20 protein-coding genes are annotated in these 21893 nt (G+C 38.9%); 14 read left to right on the forward strand and 6 right to left on the reverse strand.

What is annotated here, in order from left to right; genetic code table 11:
* Positions 1-59: 59 nt before the first annotated feature.
* Positions 60-2507, reverse strand: a complete 2448-nt coding sequence (fadE, locus tag NBG71_RS12620) for an acyl-CoA dehydrogenase FadE (protein ID WP_075672369.1) — start codon at positions 2505-2507, stop codon at positions 60-62.
* 238 nt (positions 2508-2745) lie between these two features.
* On the opposite strand from fadE, the gene lpcA reads away from it, so the two are divergent.
* Together lpcA and NBG71_RS12630 are read left to right on the forward strand one after the other, a co-directional pair.
* Entirely contained in the window at positions 2746-3324 is a 579-nt protein-coding gene (gene lpcA, locus NBG71_RS12625; RefSeq protein ID WP_075672371.1) for a D-sedoheptulose 7-phosphate isomerase, read from the forward strand.
* Positions 3325-3377: 53 nt separating this feature from the next.
* Positions 3378-4145 (forward strand): class II glutamine amidotransferase, encoded by a 768-nt coding sequence (locus NBG71_RS12630; RefSeq protein WP_075672373.1) that lies wholly within the window; start codon positions 3378-3380, stop codon positions 4143-4145.
* On the opposite strand, the gene NBG71_RS12635 is transcribed toward NBG71_RS12630, so the two are convergent.
* The gene (locus NBG71_RS12635; RefSeq protein ID WP_164530350.1) at positions 4116-4883 is read right to left on the reverse strand and encodes a L,D-transpeptidase family protein; all 768 of its coding nucleotides are present in this window, start codon (positions 4881-4883) and stop codon (positions 4116-4118) included. The two genes, NBG71_RS12630 and NBG71_RS12635, sit on opposite strands and share 30 nt — an antisense overlap.
* 415 nt (positions 4884-5298) lie before the next feature.
* Between NBG71_RS12635 and NBG71_RS12640 the strand changes: the two genes are divergently transcribed.
* The 8 genes from NBG71_RS12640 (at position 5299) to nqrM (ending at position 12476) form a co-directional block, all read left to right on the forward strand.
* Positions 5299-6639: a Na(+)-translocating NADH-quinone reductase subunit A gene (locus NBG71_RS12640; RefSeq protein ID WP_075672377.1), complete on the forward strand. Its 1341-nt coding sequence runs from the start codon at positions 5299-5301 to the stop codon at positions 6637-6639.
* Positions 6640-6642: 3 nt separating this feature from the next.
* Positions 6643-7881: an NADH:ubiquinone reductase (Na(+)-transporting) subunit B gene (locus NBG71_RS12645; protein WP_075672379.1), complete on the forward strand. Its 1239-nt coding sequence runs from the start codon at positions 6643-6645 to the stop codon at positions 7879-7881.
* A complete protein-coding gene (locus tag NBG71_RS12650) occupies positions 7874-8659 on the forward strand; it encodes a Na(+)-translocating NADH-quinone reductase subunit C (RefSeq protein ID WP_075672381.1) in 786 nt (261 codons plus the stop codon). Before NBG71_RS12645 ends, NBG71_RS12650 begins: the two co-directional genes overlap by 8 nt.
* Positions 8652-9281 carry an NADH:ubiquinone reductase (Na(+)-transporting) subunit D gene (locus tag NBG71_RS12655; RefSeq protein WP_036932605.1) on the forward strand — a complete coding sequence of 210 codons (630 nt, stop codon included), beginning with the start codon at positions 8652-8654 and terminating at the stop codon, positions 9279-9281. The genes NBG71_RS12650 and NBG71_RS12655 overlap by 8 nt, the downstream gene beginning before the upstream one ends.
* Positions 9282-9286: 5 nt before the next feature.
* Positions 9287-9883: an NADH:ubiquinone reductase (Na(+)-transporting) subunit E gene (gene nqrE, locus NBG71_RS12660; RefSeq protein WP_075672383.1), complete on the forward strand. Its 597-nt coding sequence runs from the start codon at positions 9287-9289 to the stop codon at positions 9881-9883.
* Between the two features lie 16 nt (positions 9884-9899).
* The gene (nqrF, locus tag NBG71_RS12665; RefSeq protein WP_075672385.1) at positions 9900-11126 is read left to right on the forward strand and encodes an NADH:ubiquinone reductase (Na(+)-transporting) subunit F; all 1227 of its coding nucleotides are present in this window, start codon (positions 9900-9902) and stop codon (positions 11124-11126) included.
* A gap of 80 nt (positions 11127-11206) precedes the next feature.
* Positions 11207-12229: an FAD:protein FMN transferase gene (locus NBG71_RS12670; protein WP_075672387.1), complete on the forward strand. Its 1023-nt coding sequence runs from the start codon at positions 11207-11209 to the stop codon at positions 12227-12229.
* Positions 12230-12248: 19 nt separating this feature from the next.
* A complete protein-coding gene (nqrM, locus tag NBG71_RS12675) occupies positions 12249-12476 on the forward strand; it encodes a (Na+)-NQR maturation NqrM (RefSeq protein ID WP_036932601.1) in 228 nt (75 codons plus the stop codon).
* Positions 12477-12625: 149 nt separating this feature from the next.
* Here the strand turns inward: nqrM and NBG71_RS12680 are convergent, their stop codons facing one another.
* Both NBG71_RS12680 and NBG71_RS12685 read right to left on the reverse strand, forming a co-directional pair.
* Complete coding sequence (locus NBG71_RS12680) at positions 12626-12838, reverse strand: CsbD family protein (protein ID WP_072070896.1); 213 nt, start codon at positions 12836-12838, stop codon at positions 12626-12628.
* 91 nt (positions 12839-12929) lie between these two features.
* The gene (locus tag NBG71_RS12685; protein WP_075672389.1) at positions 12930-13802 is read right to left on the reverse strand and encodes a glycerophosphodiester phosphodiesterase family protein; all 873 of its coding nucleotides are present in this window, start codon (positions 13800-13802) and stop codon (positions 12930-12932) included.
* A 234-nt stretch (positions 13803-14036) separates the two neighbouring features.
* Here NBG71_RS12685 and dinB point away from each other — a divergent pair, with 234 nt between their 5' ends.
* Entirely contained in the window at positions 14037-15092 is a 1056-nt protein-coding gene (gene dinB / locus NBG71_RS12690) for a DNA polymerase IV (RefSeq protein WP_098943944.1), read from the forward strand.
* 103 nt (positions 15093-15195) lie between these two features.
* Here the strand turns inward: dinB and NBG71_RS12695 are convergent, their stop codons facing one another.
* Positions 15196-17358, reverse strand: coding sequence for a TonB-dependent siderophore receptor (locus NBG71_RS12695; protein WP_250916902.1), 2163 nt, complete (start codon positions 17356-17358; stop codon positions 15196-15198).
* A gap of 296 nt (positions 17359-17654) precedes the next feature.
* Positions 17655-19112: a beta-Ala-His dipeptidase gene (gene pepD / locus NBG71_RS12700; RefSeq protein ID WP_075672395.1), complete on the reverse strand. Its 1458-nt coding sequence runs from the start codon at positions 19110-19112 to the stop codon at positions 17655-17657.
* Positions 19113-19463: 351 nt separating this feature from the next.
* Between pepD and gpt the strand changes: the two genes are divergently transcribed.
* The 3 genes from gpt to crl all read left to right on the forward strand — a co-directional run bounded on the left by gpt (position 19464) and on the right by crl (position 21850).
* The gene (gene gpt / locus NBG71_RS12705; RefSeq protein WP_006534780.1) at positions 19464-19925 is read left to right on the forward strand and encodes a xanthine phosphoribosyltransferase; all 462 of its coding nucleotides are present in this window, start codon (positions 19464-19466) and stop codon (positions 19923-19925) included.
* 201 nt (positions 19926-20126) lie between these two features.
* Positions 20127-21377 carry an esterase FrsA gene (gene frsA / locus NBG71_RS12710; RefSeq protein WP_156733086.1) on the forward strand — a complete coding sequence of 417 codons (1251 nt, stop codon included), beginning with the start codon at positions 20127-20129 and terminating at the stop codon, positions 21375-21377.
* A gap of 71 nt (positions 21378-21448) precedes the next feature.
* Entirely contained in the window at positions 21449-21850 is a 402-nt protein-coding gene (gene crl / locus NBG71_RS12715; protein WP_075672399.1) for a sigma factor-binding protein Crl, read from the forward strand.
* Positions 21851-21893 lie beyond the last annotated feature (43 nt).

A 21893-nucleotide genomic window follows, 5' to 3' on the forward strand; every position in this document is an offset into this window, starting at 1 on the left:
CTAAAAGTGATGAGGTGTTTGTGTTTTATCAAGGGAAATATTTCCCTTTATCTCGATTGTTAGGCTGCTTTGTCTGTTTTGACTTTGTCAGCTTTCGGCTTTTTTGCAGGCACCGCCAATGCATCAAAGTCAAACTCATCAACATTGATACTCCGTAAGCGACTCTGTTCTGCTTTACGTAAGATATCGGCTTCTTCTTGAGTTACTCGTTTATCAGCCAGTGCTTTGTCCGCTAATTTATCTAATTGTGTAAAGTTAAATTTCTTCTCATAGAGGCGACAAATACGGTCGAAAATAGGTTCTGCAGCCAAAATATCAAGCAACGCTTCTTCCATTAAACCATGTGGATTATGCTCGCTCGGTGTTAAGTATTGACCTCTACCAATGCGATCACGGGTTTCAGAAGGTTGTTGGATAAGTTGCGCCACTTTGCTATCTAATTTATCTGATGGTAATTTTTGAGCTTTACCCAGTGGGAAAATAATTGCTCGCATAGTGCCTGCAACAACACGGCTTGGGAAATTGCGTAGCAGTTCATCAATTGCATTTTCTGCTTGGTATAAACACTCTTTTACGCTCCAATGTACGAGAGGTAAATCTGCAGTATGACGACCTTCATCTTCATAACGCTTAAGTGCAGCAGAAGCTAGGAAGATATGACTTAATATATCACCTAAACGTGCTGAAATACGCTCACGACGTTTTAAGCTTCCGCCTAAAACTCCCATTGAAACATCAGACAACAGCGCCATATTGGCACTCAAACGGTTAATTTGTTGATAATAACGACGTGTTTCATCATTAGTTGGCGAATTACTTAATCGGCCATTTGTGATACCTAACCACAGACTGCGTAAGGTATTACTCGCTACGTGACCAATATGACCAAATAAAGCACGGTCAAAATCATGTAGGTTGTTATCTCGAGCGGCTGCAATTTCATCTAATACATAAGGATGGCAGCGGATAGCACCCTGACCATAAATGATCATGCTACGAGTTAAAATATTGGCACCTTCAACCGTGATGGCAATTGGAGAGCCTTGATAAGAACGTGCGACAAAGTTCGATGGCCCAAGGCTGATCCCTTTACCACCAACGATATCCATTGCATCAATAACGCCACGCTGTGCTCGGTGAGTACAATGGTATTTTACGATAGCGGATAATACGGCAGGTTTTTCACCTAGCATAATACCCGTAGTAATTAAGGTTGCCGCAGAATCTAAAAGATAGGCGTTACCAGCCAGACGAGCTAATGGCTCTTCAATACCTTCCATTTTACCAATTGGAATTTTGAACTGACGACGGACACGAGAATAAGCGCCTGTTGCCATAGCCACACTTTTTAAACCGCCGGTAGAGTTTGAAGGTAGAGTGATCCCTCGACCAACTGAGAGACATTCCACCAGCATTCTCCAACCCTGACCTGCCATTTTTGGTCCGCCAATGATGTAATCGATAGGAACAAAAACATCTTTACCACGAGTCGGTCCATTCATAAATGGCACGTTCAGTGGGAAATGACGATGACCGATTTCAACACCTTTGACATCAGTTGGAATTAACGCACAGGTAATACCCGGATTTTCGTCATCACTTAATAGATGGTCAGGATCGCGTAATTTAAATGCTAATCCTAATACGGTTGCGATAGGGGCAAGAGTGATATAGCGTTTATTCCATGTTAAACGAAGACCAAGTACTTGCTCGCCTTGCCATTCACCCATACAGACTACGCCACTGTCAGGAATAGCACCTGCATCGGAGCCCGCTTCTGGGCTTGTTAATGCGAAACAAGGAATTTCATCTCCTTTGGCTAAACCGGGTAAATAGCGCTTTTTCTGTTCATCAGTACCATAGTGTTGCAGTAGTTCGCCGGGGCCTAAAGAGTTAGGTACACCCACGGTGATGGCTAAAATACCAGACACTCCCGACAGTTTTTGCAATACGCGTGATTGAGCGTAGGCTGAAAACTCTAACCCGCCGTACTCTTTTTTAATGATCATCGCAAAGAAGCGATTATCTTTAAGGTATTGCCAGATTTCAGGAGGTAGATCAGCTAATTCATGAGTGACCTCAAAGTCATTTGTCATACGGCAAACTTCTTCGACAGGCCCATCAAGGAAAGCTTGCTCCTCAGCTGTTAACTGTGGTTTAGGGTAATTATGAAGTTGTTTCCAATCAGGAGCACCACGGAAAAGCTCGCCTTCCCACCATGTTGTACCTGCATCAATGGCTTCTTGTTCTGTTTTAGACATAGAGGGCATGACTTTTTGAAATGCTTTAAGTGCAGGTACTGAGATATAGGCTCTACGAATAGAAGGAATAGTAACGGGTAATAAAACCAACGCAACGGGGAGAAGTAACCAGTAACTCCAAATATTGGCGATACCCATTACTAATGTATAAGCAATAAGTGCGAGGCTACTTACCGCAATACCGAATTTGCGATAGCTAAGCACGCCAATAAGAATAATAAAAAGCACGATACTGAGTAGTGTCATAATAAACTCCTGTATTTAGCAAGAGATCAGAGGTCAGACCTGTTGTTTGTTATTTAGATCTAATCCAGTCACTAACTTTTATCAATATATTTACATTCTAATTACAATATAGCTCACAAATTATTCGTAAATGAGAGAAGTTAGCATTTGTCGATAATAGGTATCTTCTTTCATGACATTTAATCCGTTACACTGAGAAACAGAAAATTTCGATTACCCTTTCTGGAGTAAAAATCCTATGTACCAAGATCTTATCCGTGGTGAATTAACAGAAGCGGCAGATACACTCTCTCGCTTTCTTCAAGATGATGTAAATATTGAAGCTATCCAAAAAGCTGCTGTGTTATTAGCAGATTCTTTTAAAGCAGGCGGTAAAGTATTATCTTGCGGTAATGGTGGCTCTCATTGTGATGCAATGCATTTTGCAGAAGAACTCACTGGGCGCTATCGTGAGAATCGCCCTGGTTATCCTGCCATTGCTATTTCAGATGTAAGCCATATCTCATGTGTGAGTAATGATTTTGGCTATGAATATATCTTCTCTCGTTATGTAGAAGCTGTGGGTAAAGAAGGTGACGTTCTGCTGGGTATTTCAACCTCAGGCAATTCAGGCAATATCATCAAAGCAATTAGTGCTGCGCGTGAGAAAGGCATGAAAGTCATTACATTAACGGGCAAAGATGGCGGAAAAATGGATGGTACAGCAGATATTGAAATTCGTGTACCTCATTTCGGTTACGCTGATCGTATTCAAGAAATTCATATCAAAGTTATCCATATTCTGATCCAATTAATTGAAAAAGAAATGGAAAAATAATTTGTTGATATTGCTATAAGTTAGCAATAAACATCGGCAAGAAGGAGTGAGCGATGTGTGAGTTGTTAGGCATGAGTGCAAATGTACCGACAGATATTAATTTCAGTCTAAGTGGACTAATTCCAAGAGGTGGTAAGACAGGGCCTCATAAAGATGGTTGGGGAATTACTTTCTACGAAGGATTGGGATGTCGTACATTTAAAGATCCTCAAGCCAGCGCAATATCGCCAGTCGCTCGCTTTGTTCAAGAGTACCCAATTAAATCAGAGGCTGTAATTGCTCATATTCGTCAAGCGAATCGAGGTAATGTCTCTTTAGAAAACACCCATCCTTTTACCCGTGAGTTATGGGGAAAAAACTGGACTTATGCGCATAATGGTCAACTAAAAGGCTATCAATCTCTTGAAACAGGACGTTTTCGGGCGATAGGGCAGACGGATAGTGAGAAAGCGTTTTGCTGGATCTTAAATCAACTTGAAAACCGTTATAAACGAACCCCAGTGAATTGGCCTGCTGTATTTCGTTTTATCGCTATTTTAGCCTCTCAATTAAAGCAAAAAGGGGTCTTTAATATGCTGTTGTCAGATGGTCGATTTGTCATGGCATATTGTTCAACTAACTTACACTGGATCACGCGTAAGGCGCCTTTCGGCAAAGCAAAATTGCTTGATCAAGATGTAGAAATTGATTTTCAGCAACATACCCAATCAGATGATGTGGTTTCTGTTATTTCAACATTACCATTGACAGGAAATGAATCTTGGCAGCGTATTCCTGCTGGCGAGTTTGTCTTATTTGATCGTGGTGTGCGTATTCTGTAACCATTTGCTTTCACTATTTTGCGATAAGTTAAGGACAGAATTTACACTATTAGATGAAGTTAAAGTGCTATTAACGTAATAACGTCCATCCTGAACAGTAACAGATGGGATTTTTTTGCGTTCTTCAACATATTGGTAGGCAGGCATAAGCTGTTGCCAGAAATCTATATCTTTTGAATACTGGTGTTTTTTCATATTTTCAGCGGTCATCTTAAATGGAAAAATATGAATATTAATCGTAGATTGACCTCCTTTTAGTGCTAATTCAGCATACTGATAAATTTCATCCATGACGGAATCTGTCATTGCATAACAACCAACTGATTTACATGCCCCGTGGATCATTAAAAAGTCACCTGTGTATCCTTTTGATTTATCATATTGATTAGGAAATCCTAGGTTAATAGCTCGGTAAAATCGACTGTTCGGATTTAATTGCGAGAAATTGACCTGATAAAAACCTTCAGGGCTTTTTAAATCACCTTGAAATTTTTTAGGTCCAAGACCTCCAGAATAGCTACAAATAGGGTAAGTACGTACTTTTTCTAATTGCCCATCTAATTTTTCCGTATAAAGTTCAAGTAAGCTTTCTTCTTTGAAAATTTGAATATAGATAGGTTGCCCTGTACTTTTTTTAACAGGTTTCATTAGAAAATTTGAACTATTCTCGGAGTTAACTAATAAAGAAATTAACATTAATGTTAAAAAACTGATTAGTTGTTTTGCGTGACTGGTCATGGTTTTATCAGGAAATTAGCTTAAAATTTGTTGATAAAGTAGATCGTAGATTGCTATGAAGCAATAAATTTGTAAATTAAAATCTGATATAGTTTCTTTTCTTTTACAAAATATTCTGTATGAAATTTAATCGCCCGTCGAAAAAAATGATATTTTAATTCGGTTTATACGAGTTGTTAACGTTTCAGTCAAAATAATATTCCCATTTGCTTGAGCTAAATCACTCGAATAGTCAGACAGGTTTAGGCTGAGATGATAAAATTCAGTTCGGCAGAATAAGAGAAAATAGTAACAATTATCGGAGATAAATAACTTAGGGTTCAAAAACACCTTAAGATGTTTTTATTACAGAGTCGCTACATTTTCGGGGTGAATTTGTAGCTTAGGGTTTAACTGATAAACTTGTGCAAATCTTATGATTAAAATTAAAAAAGGACTCGACCTCCCAATTGCAGGAGCGCCTGCCCAAGTGATAGAAGACGGACCCGCTATTCGACGCATAGCTTTGCTAGGTGAAGAATATGTCGGTATGCGTCCTTCTATGATGGTTTCGGAAGGTGAGCATGTAAAGAAAGGGCAAATTCTTTTTGAAGATAAAAAGAATGCCGGTGTTGTTTTCACCAGCCCAGCTTGTGGTAAAGTCGTTGCAATTAACCGCGGCGAACGTCGTGTGTTCCAATCTATCGTTATCGAAATTGATGGTGACGAAGAAATTACCTTTAACCGTTATGATAGCTCAACGCTCTCAGACCTGACCCGCGAACAAGTTGAAACTAACCTTGTTAATTCGGGAATGTGGACTGCGCTAAGGACTCGTCCTTATAGCCGTACTCCACATTTAGGCACAACACCTGTTGCCATTTTTGTCTCTGCAATGGATACAAATCCACTTGCAGCAGATCCTATGGTTATTATTGAGCAAAATGAGAAGGCATTTAATGATGGTCTTGTTATTTTAACTCGTTTAACCGAAGGCAAAGTCTATGTTTGTCATGGTGAAAAATCACCGACAAAATTAAATGACGGACAGATTAGCTATAACCAATTTGCAGGTCCACATCCAGCAGGATTAGTGGGTACGCATATCCATTTCTTAGAACCTGTTAGTGCTAAGAAAATGGTTTGGCATTTAAATTATCAAGATGTCATTGCTATTGGTTATTTGTTTACAACAGGTTCTTTATATACAGAGCGTGTTGTTGCATTAGCAGGCCCCCAAGTAAAAGCACCTCGTTTAGTGCGTACTCGTTTAGGGGCTGATCTCTATGAGTTGACTAAAGATCAATTAGTTGATGGTGAAAACCGCATTATTTCTGGCTCTGTATTATGGGGATGGAAATCTGATGAGGCTCATCACTATTTAGGTCGTTTCCATAACCAAGTTTCTGTATTACGCGAAGGCCGTGATAAAGAGTTATTTGGTTGGGGTATGCCGGGTAGCGATAAATTTTCTATCACTCGTACAACCATCGGTCACTTCTTAAAAAATAAACGCTTTGCATTTACAACCACAATGAATGGTGGCGAACGTTCAATGGTACCAATTGGTAACTATGAGCGTGTGATGCCTTTAGACATTATGGCAACGCATTTATTACGTGATTTAGTTGTAGGTGATACTGACAGTTCTCAAGCGTTAGGTTGTTTGGAATTGGATGAAGAAGATTTGGGATTATGTACTTATGTTTGCCCAAGCAAATATGAGTATGGCCCAGCACTGCGCCAAGTATTGACCAAAATTGAGCAGGAAGGGTAACTCATGGGTTTGAAAAATTTATTTGAAAAAGTAGAGCACCATTTTGAGCCCGGTGGCAAATTAGCAAAATGGTACGTACTTTATGAGGCAGTGACCACGGTATTTTATACGCCAGGTACTGTTACACGTAATGGTGGTCATGTTCGTGACACCATTGACCTAAAACGCATGATGATTTTAGTTTGGTTATCCGTTTTCCCAGCAATGTTTTGGGGAATGTATAACGTTGGTCATCAAGCGATCCCTGCACTTAATCAGTTATATAGTGGTGCTGAATTACAGCAAATCATTGCTTCAGATTGGCACTATCGCCTTGCTGAATACCTCGGCGCATCATTAACAACAGATGCGGGTTGGGCAAGTAAGATGCTACTTGGTGCAACTTACTTCCTACCTATTTATCTAGTTGTTTTTGCGGTTGGCGGATTTTGGGAAGTTCTTTTTGCCTTTATTCGTGGCCATGAAATTAACGAAGGCTTCTTTGTTACATCAATCTTATTTGCCTTAATAGTACCGCCTACATTACCACTTTGGCAGGCTGCATTAGGTATTACGTTTGGTGTTGTTATCGCGAAAGAAATCTTTGGTGGGACAGGGCGTAACTTCTTAAACCCAGCATTAGCTGGTCGTGCATTTCTGTTCTTTGCTTATCCTGCTCAAATTTCAGGTGATTTGGTTTGGACTGCAGCTGACGGCTTCTCTGGTGCGACACCATTATCACAATGGTCTGTATCGGGTGAAAGTGCATTAGTAAATACAGTTACTCAACAGCCTATCTCTTGGATGGATGCTTTCCTTGGATATATTCCAGGGTCGATCGGTGAAGTATCAACACTGATGATTTTAATCGGTGGTGCAGTCATTCTTTTTGCTCGTATTGCTTCATGGCGTATTGTTGCTGGGGTAATGGTAGGCATGATTGCAATGTCATACCTGTTTAATTTCATCGGCTCAGATACCAATCCTCTCTTCTCAATGCCTTGGCACTGGCACTTAGTATTAGGTGGTTTTGCTTTCGGTATGATGTTTATGGCAACAGATCCAGTATCCGCATCGTTTACTGATAAAGGTAAATGGGCTTACGGTATTTTGATTGGCGTAATGGCTGTGCTTATTCGTGTCGTCAATCCGGCTTACCCAGAAGGTATGATGCTGGCAATCTTATTCGCAAACCTATTTGCACCACTGTTCGATTACGTGGTTGTTCAGGCGAATATTAAGCGGAGAAAAGCTCGTGGCTAAAGAGAAAAACAAAGATAGCGTCGCAAGAACGTTCCTTGTTGTATTTATTCTATGTCTTGTGTGTTCTGTGGTAGTAGCAGGAGCAGCTGTTGGACTGAAGTCTAAACAAGAAGAACAAAAACTTCTTGATAAACAACGTAATATTCTTGATGTTGCGGGGCTACTCGTACCTAAAATGAGTGCGACAGATGTACTGAAAGTGTATGACACGCGTATTAAAGCAAAAATTGTTAATTTTCAGACAGGTGAACTGACTGATAGTAAAGGCAATTTTGATTTAAACACAGAGCTACGCAGTGATGAGACGTCAATCGCTTTATCCCCAGAGGAAGATATTGCTAAAATTCGCCGTCGTGCTAACACAGCAGAGGTTTATTTTGTACTCGATGAACAAGGTAAAACGACGGAAGTTGTATTACCTGTTTATGGCTCTGGTTTATGGTCTGTAATGTATGCTTTTGTCGCCGTAGATATTGATGGAGTCACTTCAAAAGGCATTACCTATTATTCTCATGGTGAAACGCCGGGACTTGGTGGTGAAGTCGATAATCCACAATGGAAAGCACAATGGAAAGGTAAGCACTTAATCAATGAACAAGGTGTGCCAGCCATAAAAATAGTACGTGGTGGTGCATCTGGCAGCCCTTATGGTATTGATGGACTTTCAGGTGCGACACTGACTTCGAATGGTATCCAGCATATGTTCGATTTCTGGTTAGGTGAAAAAGGTTTCGGCCCATTCCTGAAAAAAGTTCGTGAAGGAGAAATCAATGGCTGATACAAAAGAAATTAAACGAGTTTTACTTGGACCATTGTTAGATAACAACCCAATTGCCTTACAGGTATTAGGTGTGTGTTCTGCATTGGCGGTGACAACAAAACTTGAAACTGCATTAGTGATGACAATTGCTGTAACGCTGGTTACTGCGTTCTCAAACTTTTTTATTTCACTCATTCGCAATTACATACCAAGTAGTGTTCGTATTATTGTTCAAATGGCGATTATTGCTTCATTAGTTATCGTTGTTGACCAAATACTGCAAGCTTATGCATATGAAATCTCTAAACAACTTTCTGTTTTCGTCGGTCTTATCATTACTAACTGTATTGTAATGGGACGTGCTGAAGCGTATGCGATGAAATCACCGCCTATTGAAAGCTTTATGGATGGTATTGGTAATGGTTTAGGGTATGGCGTTATCTTGATCCTTGTCGGATTTTTACGTGAGCTTTTCGGATCTGGTAAATTATTTGGTATTACCGTCATGGAATCTATCCAAAATGGTGGCTGGTATCAGCCAAATGGTTTATTCCTGTTAGCACCAAGCGCATTCTTTATTATTGGCTTGCTAATTTGGGGATTACGTACATTAAAACCTGCTCAGGTTGAAGAGGACTAATCGCCATGGAACATTATATAAGCCTGTTTGTTCGTGCTGTTTTTATTGAGAATATGGCGCTCGCATTCTTCTTAGGGATGTGTACATTCCTCGCCGTTTCTAAAAATGTAAAAACAGCTTTTGGATTAGGTATCGCTGTTACCGTTGTTCTGGGTCTTTCTGTACCTTTGAATAACTTGGTTTACAACTATGTGTTGCGTGATAATGCATTGATAGAAGGGGTTGATTTAAGTTTCTTAAACTTTATCACTTTCATTGGTGTGATCGCGGCACTGGTACAAATCCTAGAGATGATTTTAGACCGTTATTTCCCTGCGCTGTATAACGCACTAGGGATCTTCTTGCCACTTATTACCGTTAACTGCGCCATTTTCGGTGGTGTGTCATTTATGGCACAACGTGACTATAACTTTAGTGAATCTATTGTTTATGGTTTCGGCTCTGGGATTGGTTGGATGTTAGCCATCGTGTTACTGGCTTCTATCCGTGAGAAAATGAAGTACGCGGATGTACCGGCAGGTATGAAAGGATTAGGCGTTACTTTTGTCACCACAGGGTTGATGGCATTAGGTTTCATGTCCTTCTCTGGTGTTCAGCTATAAAGGGTGAGAAGAACTCATGGATATAATTATTCTAGGTGTCGTGATGTTTACCCTGATTGTATTGGTGTTAACAGCATTGATTTTGTTCGCAAAATCAAAACTGGTCAATACAGGGGATATTTCAGTTGAGGTCAATGGAGACCCAGAAAAAAGTTTTGATGCACCAGCAGGTGATAAATTACTTAACGTATTATCAAATGAAGGTATTTTTATTTCATCAGCTTGCGGTGGCGGTGGCTCTTGTGGCCAGTGTCGCGTTAAAGTGCTTGAAGGTGGTGGTGATATTTTACCAACCGAACTTTCACATATTAACAAGCGTGAAGCTAAAGAAGGTTGTCGTTTAGCCTGTCAGGTAAACGTAAAAAATAACCTGAAATTAGAATTACCTGAAGAAATTTTCGGTGTTAAAAAGTGGGAATGTGAAGTTATCTCAAACGATAACAAAGCAACTTTCATTAAAGAATTAGTGTTAAAAATTCCTGAAGGTGAAGTTGTGCCTTTCCGTGCTGGTGGATTTATTCAAATTGAATGTCCTCCTCATACGGTACGCTATGAAGATTTTGATGTACCTGAGGAGTATCGTGAAGATTGGGATAAATTTAATTTGTTCCGTTATGTTTCTGAGGTTAAAGAAACCACTGTACGTGCTTATTCAATGGCGAACTATCCTGAAGAGCATGGCATCATCATGTTAAACGTGCGTATTGCAACACCTCCGCCACGTAATCCTGATGTGCCACCAGGAATTATGTCATCGTATATTTGGTCATTAAAACCGGGCGATAAAGTGACAATTTCAGGACCATTTGGTGAATTCTTTGCTAAGGAAACCGATGCTGAAATGATCTTTATTGGTGGTGGTGCAGGTATGGCGCCAATGCGTTCACATATCTTTGACCAATTAAAACGCTTACATTCTAAACGTAAAATCAGCTTCTGGTATGGTGCACGTTCTGTTCGAGAAATGTTCTACACTGAAGATTTCGATATGCTTGCAAAAGAAAACGAAAACTTCACATGGAATGTCGCACTTTCAGATGCATTGCCTGAAGATAATTGGACTGGCTATACTGGATTTATTCACAACGTGTTGTTTGAGAATTACCTCAAAAATCATCCTGCACCAGAAGATTGTGAATTCTATATGTGTGGACCACCAGTGATGAATGCAGCAGTTATTAAAATGCTCAAAGATTTAGGCGTTGAAGATGAAAACATTATGCTGGATGACTTTGGAGGTTGATCCTAACTTCCGATAAAGCATAAATGAATGAAATGACAAGCGCCCACTTATGTGGGCGCTCATGATCAGAAGAGAGAGTTATGTTAAAAAGAAAGATGATAAATTGGATAGTGATGCTGTCTGCATTAGTTCTATTATCTGCATGTGGTGAAAAGCAGCAGGTGTTAGAAGGCGAAACCATGGGAACTTATTACTCAATTAAATATGTTCCTGATAGTAATTCACCTCCACAAAACGTCTTACAAACAGAGATTGATCGTATTCTTGAAGAAGTTAACGATCAAATGTCAACATATCGTCCTCATTCTGAACTCAGTCGTTTCAATCAAAGCCGTGAAATTAATACCCCATTTCTTGTTTCACCTGCGACAGCTAAAGTCGTCAGCGAGGCTATTCGCATTAATAAAATAACTGATGGTGCTTTGGATGTGACTGTGGGACCGTTAGTTAATTTATGGGGATTTGGCCCAGAAGGCCGATTTACGCATCAACCTTCTGAAGATGAATTAGCAAAACGCAAACAGTGGATTGGTATTGATTACCTTGCTGTTGAAGGTAATACGTTAATTAAGAAGATCCCTGAACTTTATGTTGATTTATCTTCAATTGCTAAAGGCTATGGTGTTGATGCTGTGGCTGAATATTTAATTTCACAGAATATCACTAACTATATGGTTGATATTGGCGGTGAAGTAAGAACCCAAGGTGTGAATGGTAATGACAAGCTTTGGCGTATAGCGATTGAAAAACCGGCAAATGACGGCACAAAACAGAGTGTACAGTTGATTATTGAACCCGGTGATAATTCAATAGCCACTTCTGGTGATTATCGTAACTATTTTGAAGAAAATGGTGTCCGTTTTTCTCATACTATTGACCCAACCACAGGCCATCCTATTAAACATAACCTCGTTTCTATCACTGTGATTGTGCCAACTTGCATGAGTGCTGATGGTCTTTCGACAGGATTGAATGTTTTAGGGCCTGAAAAAGGGTTAGCAGTAGCAAATGAGCTAAATATTCCTGTCTTTATGATAGTGAAAACTGAAAATGGGTTTGAAGAGCGTTATAGTAAAGCGTTCGCCCCATTCTTGAAAAAGTAGAATTTAAGGAGAGAAGGTTATGTTAAAAATATTTCTTTTTGCCTTCATCTTATTCTTGATTGCCTTCTTTGGAATGGCGTTAGGATATATAGTAAAACGTAAAAGCCTTCAAGGTAGCTGTGGCGGTTTAGGTGCTATGGGGATAGAGAAGGAATGTGATTGCCCCGAACCTTGTGATGCACGTAAAAAACGTATGGCAAAAGAGTCTGCACGAGAAGAGTTACTGAAAAAGAATCGAATTCTTTAAATAATAAAAATATATTTAGATAAAAAAAGAGTGATGGATTTTAATGACCATCACTCTTTTTTATTTCACTCTAAAATATACATATTCTAAAAAAGTTTTTTAATAGAATAAAAGTAGGATAATAAAAAGTGAACCTTTGTGTTAAAGATTCACTTCCATGGATAAGGGTTTTGTCCCTCCCACTCTAAAACTTCTTTTTTGGCTTCTTCGTAGGAATAGTCATAATGTTCTTGAAGCTTACCAATTAGTTGCTCTCGCGTACCTTCGATAATATCTAGTTCATCATGGGTGATCTTTCCCCATTTTTCTTTTACTTTTCCTTTGAATAAATTCCAATCACCAGAAATTTTATTGTTTAACACTTTATTCCTCCTTACTTATTTCTATCAGATGCATTATTAAGTGTAGAAGAGAATAAAATGAATATAAAAATGAAAGCTGAAATAGATTTATTTACTCTTTCTTGAATGTTTTCATTTTAGTTGGAGAGTCAACCATAACTGCGTCTGCACCTAATTCAGTGGCTTGAATATAGTCTTTCTCTGTGTTGACCCCAAAAAGAACAATATGAGCATTGCCACCAGCACGAAAACAAGACATCGCGTCTTTATCCCAACTCAGAACGGAAGCGGAACGCGCTTCACCTAATGTGTACTTCTCAACAACTTCGACTTTGCGGTGCAGTTCAAGTCCATACCAACGAGTAATATCTAAATTTTCAGGTAACAGGCAAACATGGCTCATAGTGATATTGGCTAGAATATCACGAGTGATATCACGGCTTTCAAAACGTTGTACATTAGTCGGTAAAGCATCAAGAAATGCAGAATTTGTAGAATAAACGCGAGTTCTATCCAGTGCGTTATGATTACGAAGTACGGTGGTTAACGCTTCACTTTGGATTGCAGGATCAGCATCTGGTGATTTTAAATCAAGATAAAACTGTGTTGTGGGGAATTGAGTTAAGATCTCATCCAATGTCGGAATAGTGACACCTTTATTTCGATAAGGAAATTGCTGGGCTTCACCAAATTTATAGCCAGCATCCCATTGCTTCAGCTGCTGTGCAGTAAATTCAGAAATACTACCTTGTCCATTCGTTAAGCTTTTTAAATCGCTAGGGCGATAAAGGACTGGAATATTATCTTTTGATAATTGAATAGTGATCCAAATTGCATCAGCTTGATTCGAAAGCGCTGTTTTTATAGCAATTTCAGTATTTTCAGGGGCATCAGCTGTGCCACCACGATGTGCGATAATTTTAGGAGATGCCATAAGGATTACAGAATAAAAAAAGAGAGAAATAGCGATGAATAATTTGATCATGAAAAAATTATTTCCTTGTTTTATATATGGTTACAAAACAATATTTAAAATTAATGTAATTAATCAAAGAGCAAAAACAATCTATCATCACTTTGTGACAATTCTATAAATAAACAGACTAATTCAGATTTTTATGAGAAATACACCTCAATAGGGTGAGATGATAGCGAATAAAAATTGTAGTTAATATTTATTTACTGTATATTTAAACAGTATATAAAGTGAGGTGATTGTATGCGTAAAATTATTCATGTTGATATGGATTGTTTTTATGCTGCGATTGAAATGCGAGATAATCCAGCACTAAAAGAGATCCCTATTGCGGTTGGAGGCAATGCTTCTAGTCGAGGTGTGATCTGCACGGCGAATTATCCCGCCCGTCGTTTTGGTGTCCGTAGTGCTATGTCAACGGCAACAGCGTTGAAGTTATGTCCTCACTTAAAAGTGCTATCCGGTAGGATGGCTCTCTATAAAGAAACATCAGCAAAAATACGCCAAATCTTTTCTCGTTATACTCATCTTATTGAACCTCTTTCACTCGATGAAGCTTACCTTGATGTTTCTGACAGTAAGCATTGTCATGGCTCAGCAACGCTGATGGCTCAAGAAATTCGCCAGCAAATTTTTGATGAGTTAAATCTCACGGCATCCGCAGGTATTGCACCGATTAAATTTCTTGCAAAAATTGCCTCTGATATGAATAAACCAAATGGGCAATTTGTTATTACCCCAGAACAAGTCGATGATTTTATTTTAAAATTACCACTTAATAAAATACCGGGTGTAGGGAAGGTGACATTTGCTCGTTTGCAAGAAATGGGGTTAGAAACTTGTGCTGATATTCGTCGCACCGATGTCATTTCTTTAGTAAAAGCGTTTGGAAAATTTGGTCAAAATTTATGGGAACGCAGTCATGGTATTGATGAACGTGAAATTAATCCAGATAGACTCAGGAAATCAGTCGGAGTTGAACGTACTTTTGCCTCAGATATTAATTCTTGGGATGATTGCTTGGCATTACTTGATGGATTGTATAGCGAATTAGAAAGGCGATTAACAAAAGTTAAACCGGATCTAAGAATAGCAAGGCAAGGCGTTAAATTAAAATTTGATGATTTTCAATTAACAACACAAGAGCATGCTCATCCTATTTTAGAAAAAGCCGATTTAATCAATATTGCCTATCAAGCATGGCATGAGCGTCGAAATGGTAGAGGCGTCCGGTTAATCGGATTTCATGTCACCTTGCAAGATCCACAAATAGAGCGACAACTTCTTTTAGCGTTATAAAAATTAAAAAAACCATAGTCAATCAATAGATAGACTATGGTTAACACAGTTAATTTATGTAGTTAATCTATGTAGTTAATCTATGTAGTTAATCTATGTAGCATTACCAACGATAATTCATTGTTGCTGTCATCGTTCTTCCAATGCCATAAAAACAAGCCGTATCACCAGCACAAGATGCAACATAATGTTTATTCGCAATATTATTCATATTAAGCTGAATTTCAGCACCTTTTAAAGAAGGTGATAATTCACCTAATGAATAACCAATCATCGCATCGTAAAGAGTCACTGCAGGTACACTAACTGTATTTTTGGTATCGCCTTGAGATACACCCACATATCTGACACCAACACCCGCTTTAGCGCCATTAAATAGCCCAGAGGTTTCATCATATTGACCCCAGAGTGATGCTATATGTTTAGGAACTCTAGGGAGTTCTTTTCCTTGTGTTCCCGCAATAATGGTTTTTCTTACTTCAGTATCGGTATAAGAATAACTGCTGATAAATGAAATGTTTTCAGTTAATTGGCTATTAATTTGTGCTTCAACACCACGGCTTCTAATTTCACCCACTGGTTCAAAATACGCTTTTTCAGCATTGTAGTTGGTAACATTACGTTGTTGTAATTGATAAACAGAGAGTGTTGCCAATGTTTGCTCATTTGGTGTGAGGTATTTTATTCCGGCCTCTAATTGACGACCTTCGCTAGGCTCAAAAGGGGCACTTCCTGGTGCTCGGCGAGTTTGTAAATTAGGTTCGAACGAAGTGCTATAGCTTATATATGGTGAAATACCATTATCAAAAGCATATAAAAGCCCAGCACGACCCGTTAGTTTATGATCATCTTGCTGATCATAGCTTTTCGCTAAGAAATCATGAGTACGAACTTGAGCCCAATCTTGGCGTAATCCTGCAAGTAAGATCCAATTTTTCCATTGGATCTGATCTTGTAGATATAACCCAATTTGATCACGTTTTTGTAGCTGATCGGTCGCAGGTTTTTGTAAACTCATATCGATAGGATAATGATAGTTAGGATTACGCCAGTCAAGATCGTACTCTGGCCCTATTGCTCGAAGCAAATTATCTTGATCTTTGCTCCATTGATAATCAATACCAGCAATCACAGTATGATTAAGTTTTGCAGTGGTAAAGTCGGCTTGTAAACGAGTATCTATTCCTAAAGTATCTGTTTCACGTTGCTCTTGTTGTGCTCGGCGTTCAAGAACATAAGGGTTATCTTTTCTTAAAGAGCCAAATACAAGATATTTATATTTCTGATTAATATGGCTATATCGAGCATTTTGTACAATTTTTAGTGAATCACTAAATTCGTGTTCAAATTCATAGCCTATACCATATTGTTGACGCCATGATTTATGGTAATCGGGATTGTTAACATCAAAATCAAAGGGAATAGTACCTGCCGGAGTGCTTTTAACCGTACCATAAGCAGGTAAAAAATTACGATATCCAGCTTCAGGCTCTTGCTGAATAAAGCTTAGTAGCGTTAAGCGAGTTTGTTCATTAGGTAAGAAAGTAATAGCTGGAGCAAGTGCAAAACGTTCTTCTTTATAGTTTTTTATTTGAGTGTGTTGTGTTTTTGCAACACCGTTTAGGCGATAAAGCACTCGATTGTCATCACTTAATGCACCTGAAAAATCAAAAGCGGTTTCTGCTAATTTATCATTGCCTGCTCGTACTTGAATATGGCGAATAGGGGATGCAGTTGGTCTTTTGCTTGTCATTGCCACAAGGCCACCCGGATTGACTTGGCCATAAAGAACGGATGCAGGCCCTCTGACCACTTCAACGCGCTCTAATAACCAGGGATCAATTGCACCCGTTGATGATGAAGCGCCCATTCCATAACTTAGGCCGTCAAGAAAACGGGGGGCATAACTGTATCCACGAATAAAAACCTCATCATTACGATTAGAACTTCCACGATATTCTGTGAAAACTCCAGGCGTATAACGTAATGCTTGAGAAACTGAACTGACATCTTGAGCATCCATTTGATCACGCGTGATCACACTAATGGATTGTGGTGTTTTTTCAATTTCACTCGGTGTTTTATTTGTTGATAACGTTTTTGTTGCCACAAAACCGGAAACAGGCGCTTGAGGATCTTGCGATGGAGATGCCGTAACAATTATCTTTTCAGGTATGTTTTGATTGACGGCTGCATGAATTTGAACAGAAAATAAACTTAGAGGTAAGGCGAGAAAGACGCTAGCAACGTAATTTTTATTAGACACAATAGAACCCTTTAGTTTTTTATTTTTTAACTTTAAATATGGAAGCCATGAAAATATCACTCCGAAAACATTAATACTAATGATAATGATTAGCATTCTATATATTTAATTCATTAAGATTTATTTTTTATTCGATAATGGAATAAGTGATTGTGTAATTGGCTATATAAGGAATAAATTATGATCTTTAAGGGAAATAGCGTGTAATTTGAGGGGATAATTTATTTCTTGGTGATAGTTTTAGGCACAAAAAACCCGCCAATTAAGCGGGTTCCATTATTAATATTAAAGCGAAATTATTTAGCAGGGATCGCTTTTAAAATCGCAGTTAATAATTGCCAGTATTGACCGACGCTTTTAACGTGAACACGTTCGTCTGGTGAGTGAGCACCACGGATTGTTGGCCCAATAGAAACCATATCCATATCTGGGTAAGGTTTTTTGAACAGACCACACTCAAGACCTGCGTGGATAACCATGATGTTTGGCACTTTATCAAACAGTTGTTGGTAAGTGTCACGAACTAAATGCATAACAGGAGAGTCTGCATCTGGTTTCCAACCTGGGTAACCGCCTTTGGTTTCGATATCCGCTTTAGCCAGTTTTGCTAATGCTGTCAGCATACTAACAACATAGGTTTTACCGCTATCAATCAGAGAACGAATTAAGCATAGGATTTCTACTTTATCGTCAACAATGCTAACAACACCTACGTTTAATGAAGTTTCAACAACACCTTCAACGTCGTCACTCATACGAATAACGCCATTTGGCATAGCATTAAGTAGGTTAATTAAGCGTTCTTGGCAATCTGCTGTGAAAACTTTTTTATCTGTTGTTGTATCAATTAATTCAACTTTTAGATTTTTTTCAGCAATAGCTAATTCTGTTTTTAACAGAGCTTCAAATTTCGCTTTTACTGCGTCTAGTTGGCTTGCTTTATCCGCTGGAATTGCAAAAACAATGTTTGCTTCACGAGGAATAGCATTACGCAGTGTACCACCATGAAAATCAATTAATTTCAGTGATAATTCTTCTGCATGACCTGCTAAGAAACGCGCTAATAATTTATTTGCGTTACCTAAACCTAAATGGATATCACCACCTGAGTGACCACCATTTAATCCTTTCAGAACCAGTTGTTTAACAACGTGGCCTGCTGGAATTGCGTCGTAAGAAAGGCTTACTGTGGTTTTAACATCAATACCACCCGCACAACCCATGTAGATTTCACCTTCTTCTTCAGAGTCTGTGTTGATAAGAATATCAGCTTGTAACCAACCTGGTTGTAAACCAAATGCTCCGTCCATGCCTGTTTCTTCAGTCATGGTTAACAGAACTTCTAATGGGCCGTGTTTAACAGTATCGTCAGCTAAAACAGCTAATGCAGATGCCATGCCTACACCATTATCAGCACCTAATGTAGTGCCTTTAGCTTTGATCCACTCACCGTCAATATAAGGTTGAATCGGATCTTTAGTGAAGTCGTGAACGGTGTCGTTGTTTTTTTGTGGCACCATATCTAAGTGTGCTTGTAAAACAACGGCTTTACGATCTTCCATGCCTTTAGTTGCTGGTTTACGAATTAAAATATTGCCAACTGCATCGCGCTGTGCAAAAAGACCTTTTTCACTTGCCCAAGAAAGAATATGGGAAGCTAAGGCTTCTTCATGATGTGATGGATGTGGAATCGAACAAATTTTTGCAAAAATATCCCATAGTGGTTGTGGGGATAGAGTAGATAGTTCAGACACGATGGATCTCCTCTAACAGCATCTGTGTTATTGATAGCCTACCGCTTTTAAGGGCTAGCTTTATTATTCTGAGCGTTATACGCCAATATAGTTGAGAATATCACTTTCTTCTGATGAATGCGTCATTGTATTCACATCTCTATCTAAGAAATTAGATCTCTATTTTGTATTCATTTTTTATATAGTTCGTTTTTTAATCACAAAAAGACATTACAGAAAAAAATGAGGTTAATCTCACCTGTTTTCACGTTTTCTCTGGTTTTTAGGCGCTCAAATCACTATAATCTCGCGCAACCTTTTTTTCCGCAAAAAAGCTTCTCTCGAAATTCAAGTAGCTAGGATCACAATATTATGAGCGAAAAATATGTTGTAACGTGGGATATGTTGCAAATACATGCCCGTCAATTGGCGCAACGTTTATTACCAGTCGAACAGTGGACAGGCATTATTGCTGTCAGCCGTGGGGGATTAGTCCCTGCTGCATTACTTGCTCGTGAATTAGGTATCCGTCATGTGGATACAGTCTGCATTTCTAGCTATGACCACGACCATCAGCGTGACCTCAAAATCTTAAAAAAAGCAGAAGGTGATGGTGAAGGCTTTATCGTTGTTGACGATTTAGTTGATACTGGTGGTACTGCTAAAGTTATTCGTGAAATGTATCCAAAAGCCCATTTCGTCACTATCTTTGCAAAACCAGAAGGGCGTCCTTTAGTGGATGATTTTGTGGTTGATATTCCGCAAAATACATGGATTGAACAGCCTTGGGATATGGGTGTTGCCTTTATTCCACCAGTTTGCGATCAAAAATAAGTTGATAGCATTCGTTTTGCTGTTTTGATTGAGATCCTCGCTTAGGCGGGGATTTTTGTTTTTAAGCTTTTTCTCTTCCTCTTAATGGTGTCTTCGTGCGGTTGCTTGTTGTGATACACATTGTTCCAGTCGATTTCATGCTATGATAAAGCCAGACTTTTTAGCCCCTTTTATACGATATCCACTGATTTGAAGAGTGATATGGCAAACAATACGAATCTTTCTGAAACTTTATTTAAGCCAAGAGCAAAACACGCTGAAACCTCAACGCTAATTCAGTACACCCATCCAAAATCGAATATTAATACTTATACCGTGCTTAATGGTACGAGCCAGCAAAATTGGTATCGAACTATTCAACGTTTACTTTGGATCTGGCGTGGAATTTCTCCTATTGAGATAGAAGAGGTGTTAAGCCGAATTGCGGTACAGGATGCCCCTCGTAGTGATGATAAATTTATTGATACCGTTGTCGGGTATCGTAAAGGTGGTTGGTCATTTGAGTGGTCGCACCAAGCGATGATCTGGCAACAAAAAGCATTACGTGAAGAGTCCGGTGATGCAGCTGCAGATTGTTGGTTACAAGCCGCACATCTTTATAGTATTGCCGCATATCCCTTTATTAATGGTGATTTTTTAGCGGAGCAAGCCGTTATTTTGTCGATGAAAGCCTTTGAGAATGCGACGAAATTTTCTTCTTTTGAAGTCAAAAAATTGACATTTAAATTAGAAGGAAAAGGGACGACAACAGGTTTTCTGCATTTACCAAAAGATTGCAGAGGCCCTTATCCTACTGTGTTATTTTGCGGTGGATTAGACGGCTTACAGAGCGATTATGTTAGATTCTTCCGTGATTATCTTTCCCCTAAAGGTATTGCAATGTTAACACTGGATATGCCCGCAATTGGTTATTCAGTAAAGCAAAAACTAACGGAAGATACATGCCATTTACAAGGTGAAGTTCTAAAGCAACTTTCTGAAGTACCTTGGATTGATCATACTCGTATTGGTGTGATGGGCTTTCGCTTTGGCGGTAATATTGCTGTGCGTTTAGCTTATATCTACCCCAAATTAATTAAAGGTGTTGTTGCTTTAGGTCCGTTGATCCACACTTTCTTTACCCAAGCTGAATTACAGAAAAAAATTCCTGTGATGTATCTTGATGTATTAGCAAGCCGCTTAGGGTTATGGAATATTGACGAGAATAATCTTCGATTATCGTTGAGCAGTTATTCCCTGAAAAACCAAGGTTTGATTGGACGACGCATGCCTGTTCCTATGATGGGGGTTTATTGGAAAGGTGATGAAATGAGCCCTAAAGAGGATTCGCAATTAATTGCACGCTCCTCGATGGATGGTGACATTCTTGCTATTAACGATAAACCGCTTTATGAAGGTTTAGAGCTCGCGTTACAAAAAAGCGCAGATTGGATCTATGATAAATTAATATAATTAATTTTGAACAATAACTTGCTAATTATATTAGATTATATAACAGTAGAGTTTCTAAGGAGACTGAATTTATGACTTCATCTTTGAACCCTACCCGAGGTAAGTTATTAAAGCGTTTTGCTCAAATCGGCCCATATATCCGAGAGCAACAATGCCAAGAGAGCCAGTTCTTTTTTGACTGTTTAGCTGTGTGTGTAAATAAAAAAGTCGCGCCGGAAAAACGAGAGTTTTGGGGCTGGTGGATGGAATTAGAACGTAATAATGAACAGCTTATTTATCATTATCAAATTGGGCTATTCGATAAAAATGGTGATTGGCTCCATCAGAACATAAGTAAGAATGATGTTGTTGAGTCAATCAATGAAACACTTATTCGTTTTCATGAATTTCTTCAACTCGCGGTGAGTGAATTAGAAATGACACTCATCCCAGATGAAAAAATGAACAAATTTCCTCTTCCCATTCAGCCCTAATTTTGTGTTAGGGCAACTTTTCATAGATTTTGCGTTATGTCAG

It is taken from the genome of Proteus sp. FZP2095 (assembly GCF_023701425.1).
GTDB lineage: Bacteria > Pseudomonadota > Gammaproteobacteria > Enterobacterales > Enterobacteriaceae > Proteus > Proteus cibarius.

Coding starts and splice junctions, on each gene's coding strand:
- NBG71_RS12655 (WP_036932605.1), top strand. CDS start 8,652: ATGGCTGATACAAAAGAAATTAAACGAGTTTTACTTGGACCATTGTTA.
- NBG71_RS12685 (WP_075672389.1), bottom strand. CDS start 13,802: ATGATCAAATTATTCATCGCTATTTCTCTCTTTTTTTATTCTGTAATC.
- fadE (WP_075672369.1), bottom strand. CDS start 2,507: ATGACACTACTCAGTATCGTGCTTTTTATTATTCTTATTGGCGTGCTT.
- NBG71_RS12670 (WP_075672387.1), top strand. CDS start 11,207: ATGTTAAAAAGAAAGATGATAAATTGGATAGTGATGCTGTCTGCATTA.
- gpt (WP_006534780.1), top strand. CDS start 19,464: ATGAGCGAAAAATATGTTGTAACGTGGGATATGTTGCAAATACATGCC.
- NBG71_RS12630 (WP_075672373.1), top strand. CDS start 3,378: ATGTGTGAGTTGTTAGGCATGAGTGCAAATGTACCGACAGATATTAAT.
- nqrF (WP_075672385.1), top strand. CDS start 9,900: ATGGATATAATTATTCTAGGTGTCGTGATGTTTACCCTGATTGTATTG.
- lpcA (WP_075672371.1), top strand. CDS start 2,746: ATGTACCAAGATCTTATCCGTGGTGAATTAACAGAAGCGGCAGATACA.
- nqrM (WP_036932601.1), top strand. CDS start 12,249: ATGTTAAAAATATTTCTTTTTGCCTTCATCTTATTCTTGATTGCCTTC.
- frsA (WP_156733086.1), top strand. CDS start 20,127: ATGGCAAACAATACGAATCTTTCTGAAACTTTATTTAAGCCAAGAGCA.
- nqrE (WP_075672383.1), top strand. CDS start 9,287: ATGGAACATTATATAAGCCTGTTTGTTCGTGCTGTTTTTATTGAGAAT.
- NBG71_RS12635 (WP_164530350.1), bottom strand. CDS start 4,883: ATGACCAGTCACGCAAAACAACTAATCAGTTTTTTAACATTAATGTTA.
- NBG71_RS12645 (WP_075672379.1), top strand. CDS start 6,643: ATGGGTTTGAAAAATTTATTTGAAAAAGTAGAGCACCATTTTGAGCCC.
- crl (WP_075672399.1), top strand. CDS start 21,449: ATGACTTCATCTTTGAACCCTACCCGAGGTAAGTTATTAAAGCGTTTT.
- NBG71_RS12640 (WP_075672377.1), top strand. CDS start 5,299: ATGATTAAAATTAAAAAAGGACTCGACCTCCCAATTGCAGGAGCGCCT.
- dinB (WP_098943944.1), top strand. CDS start 14,037: ATGCGTAAAATTATTCATGTTGATATGGATTGTTTTTATGCTGCGATT.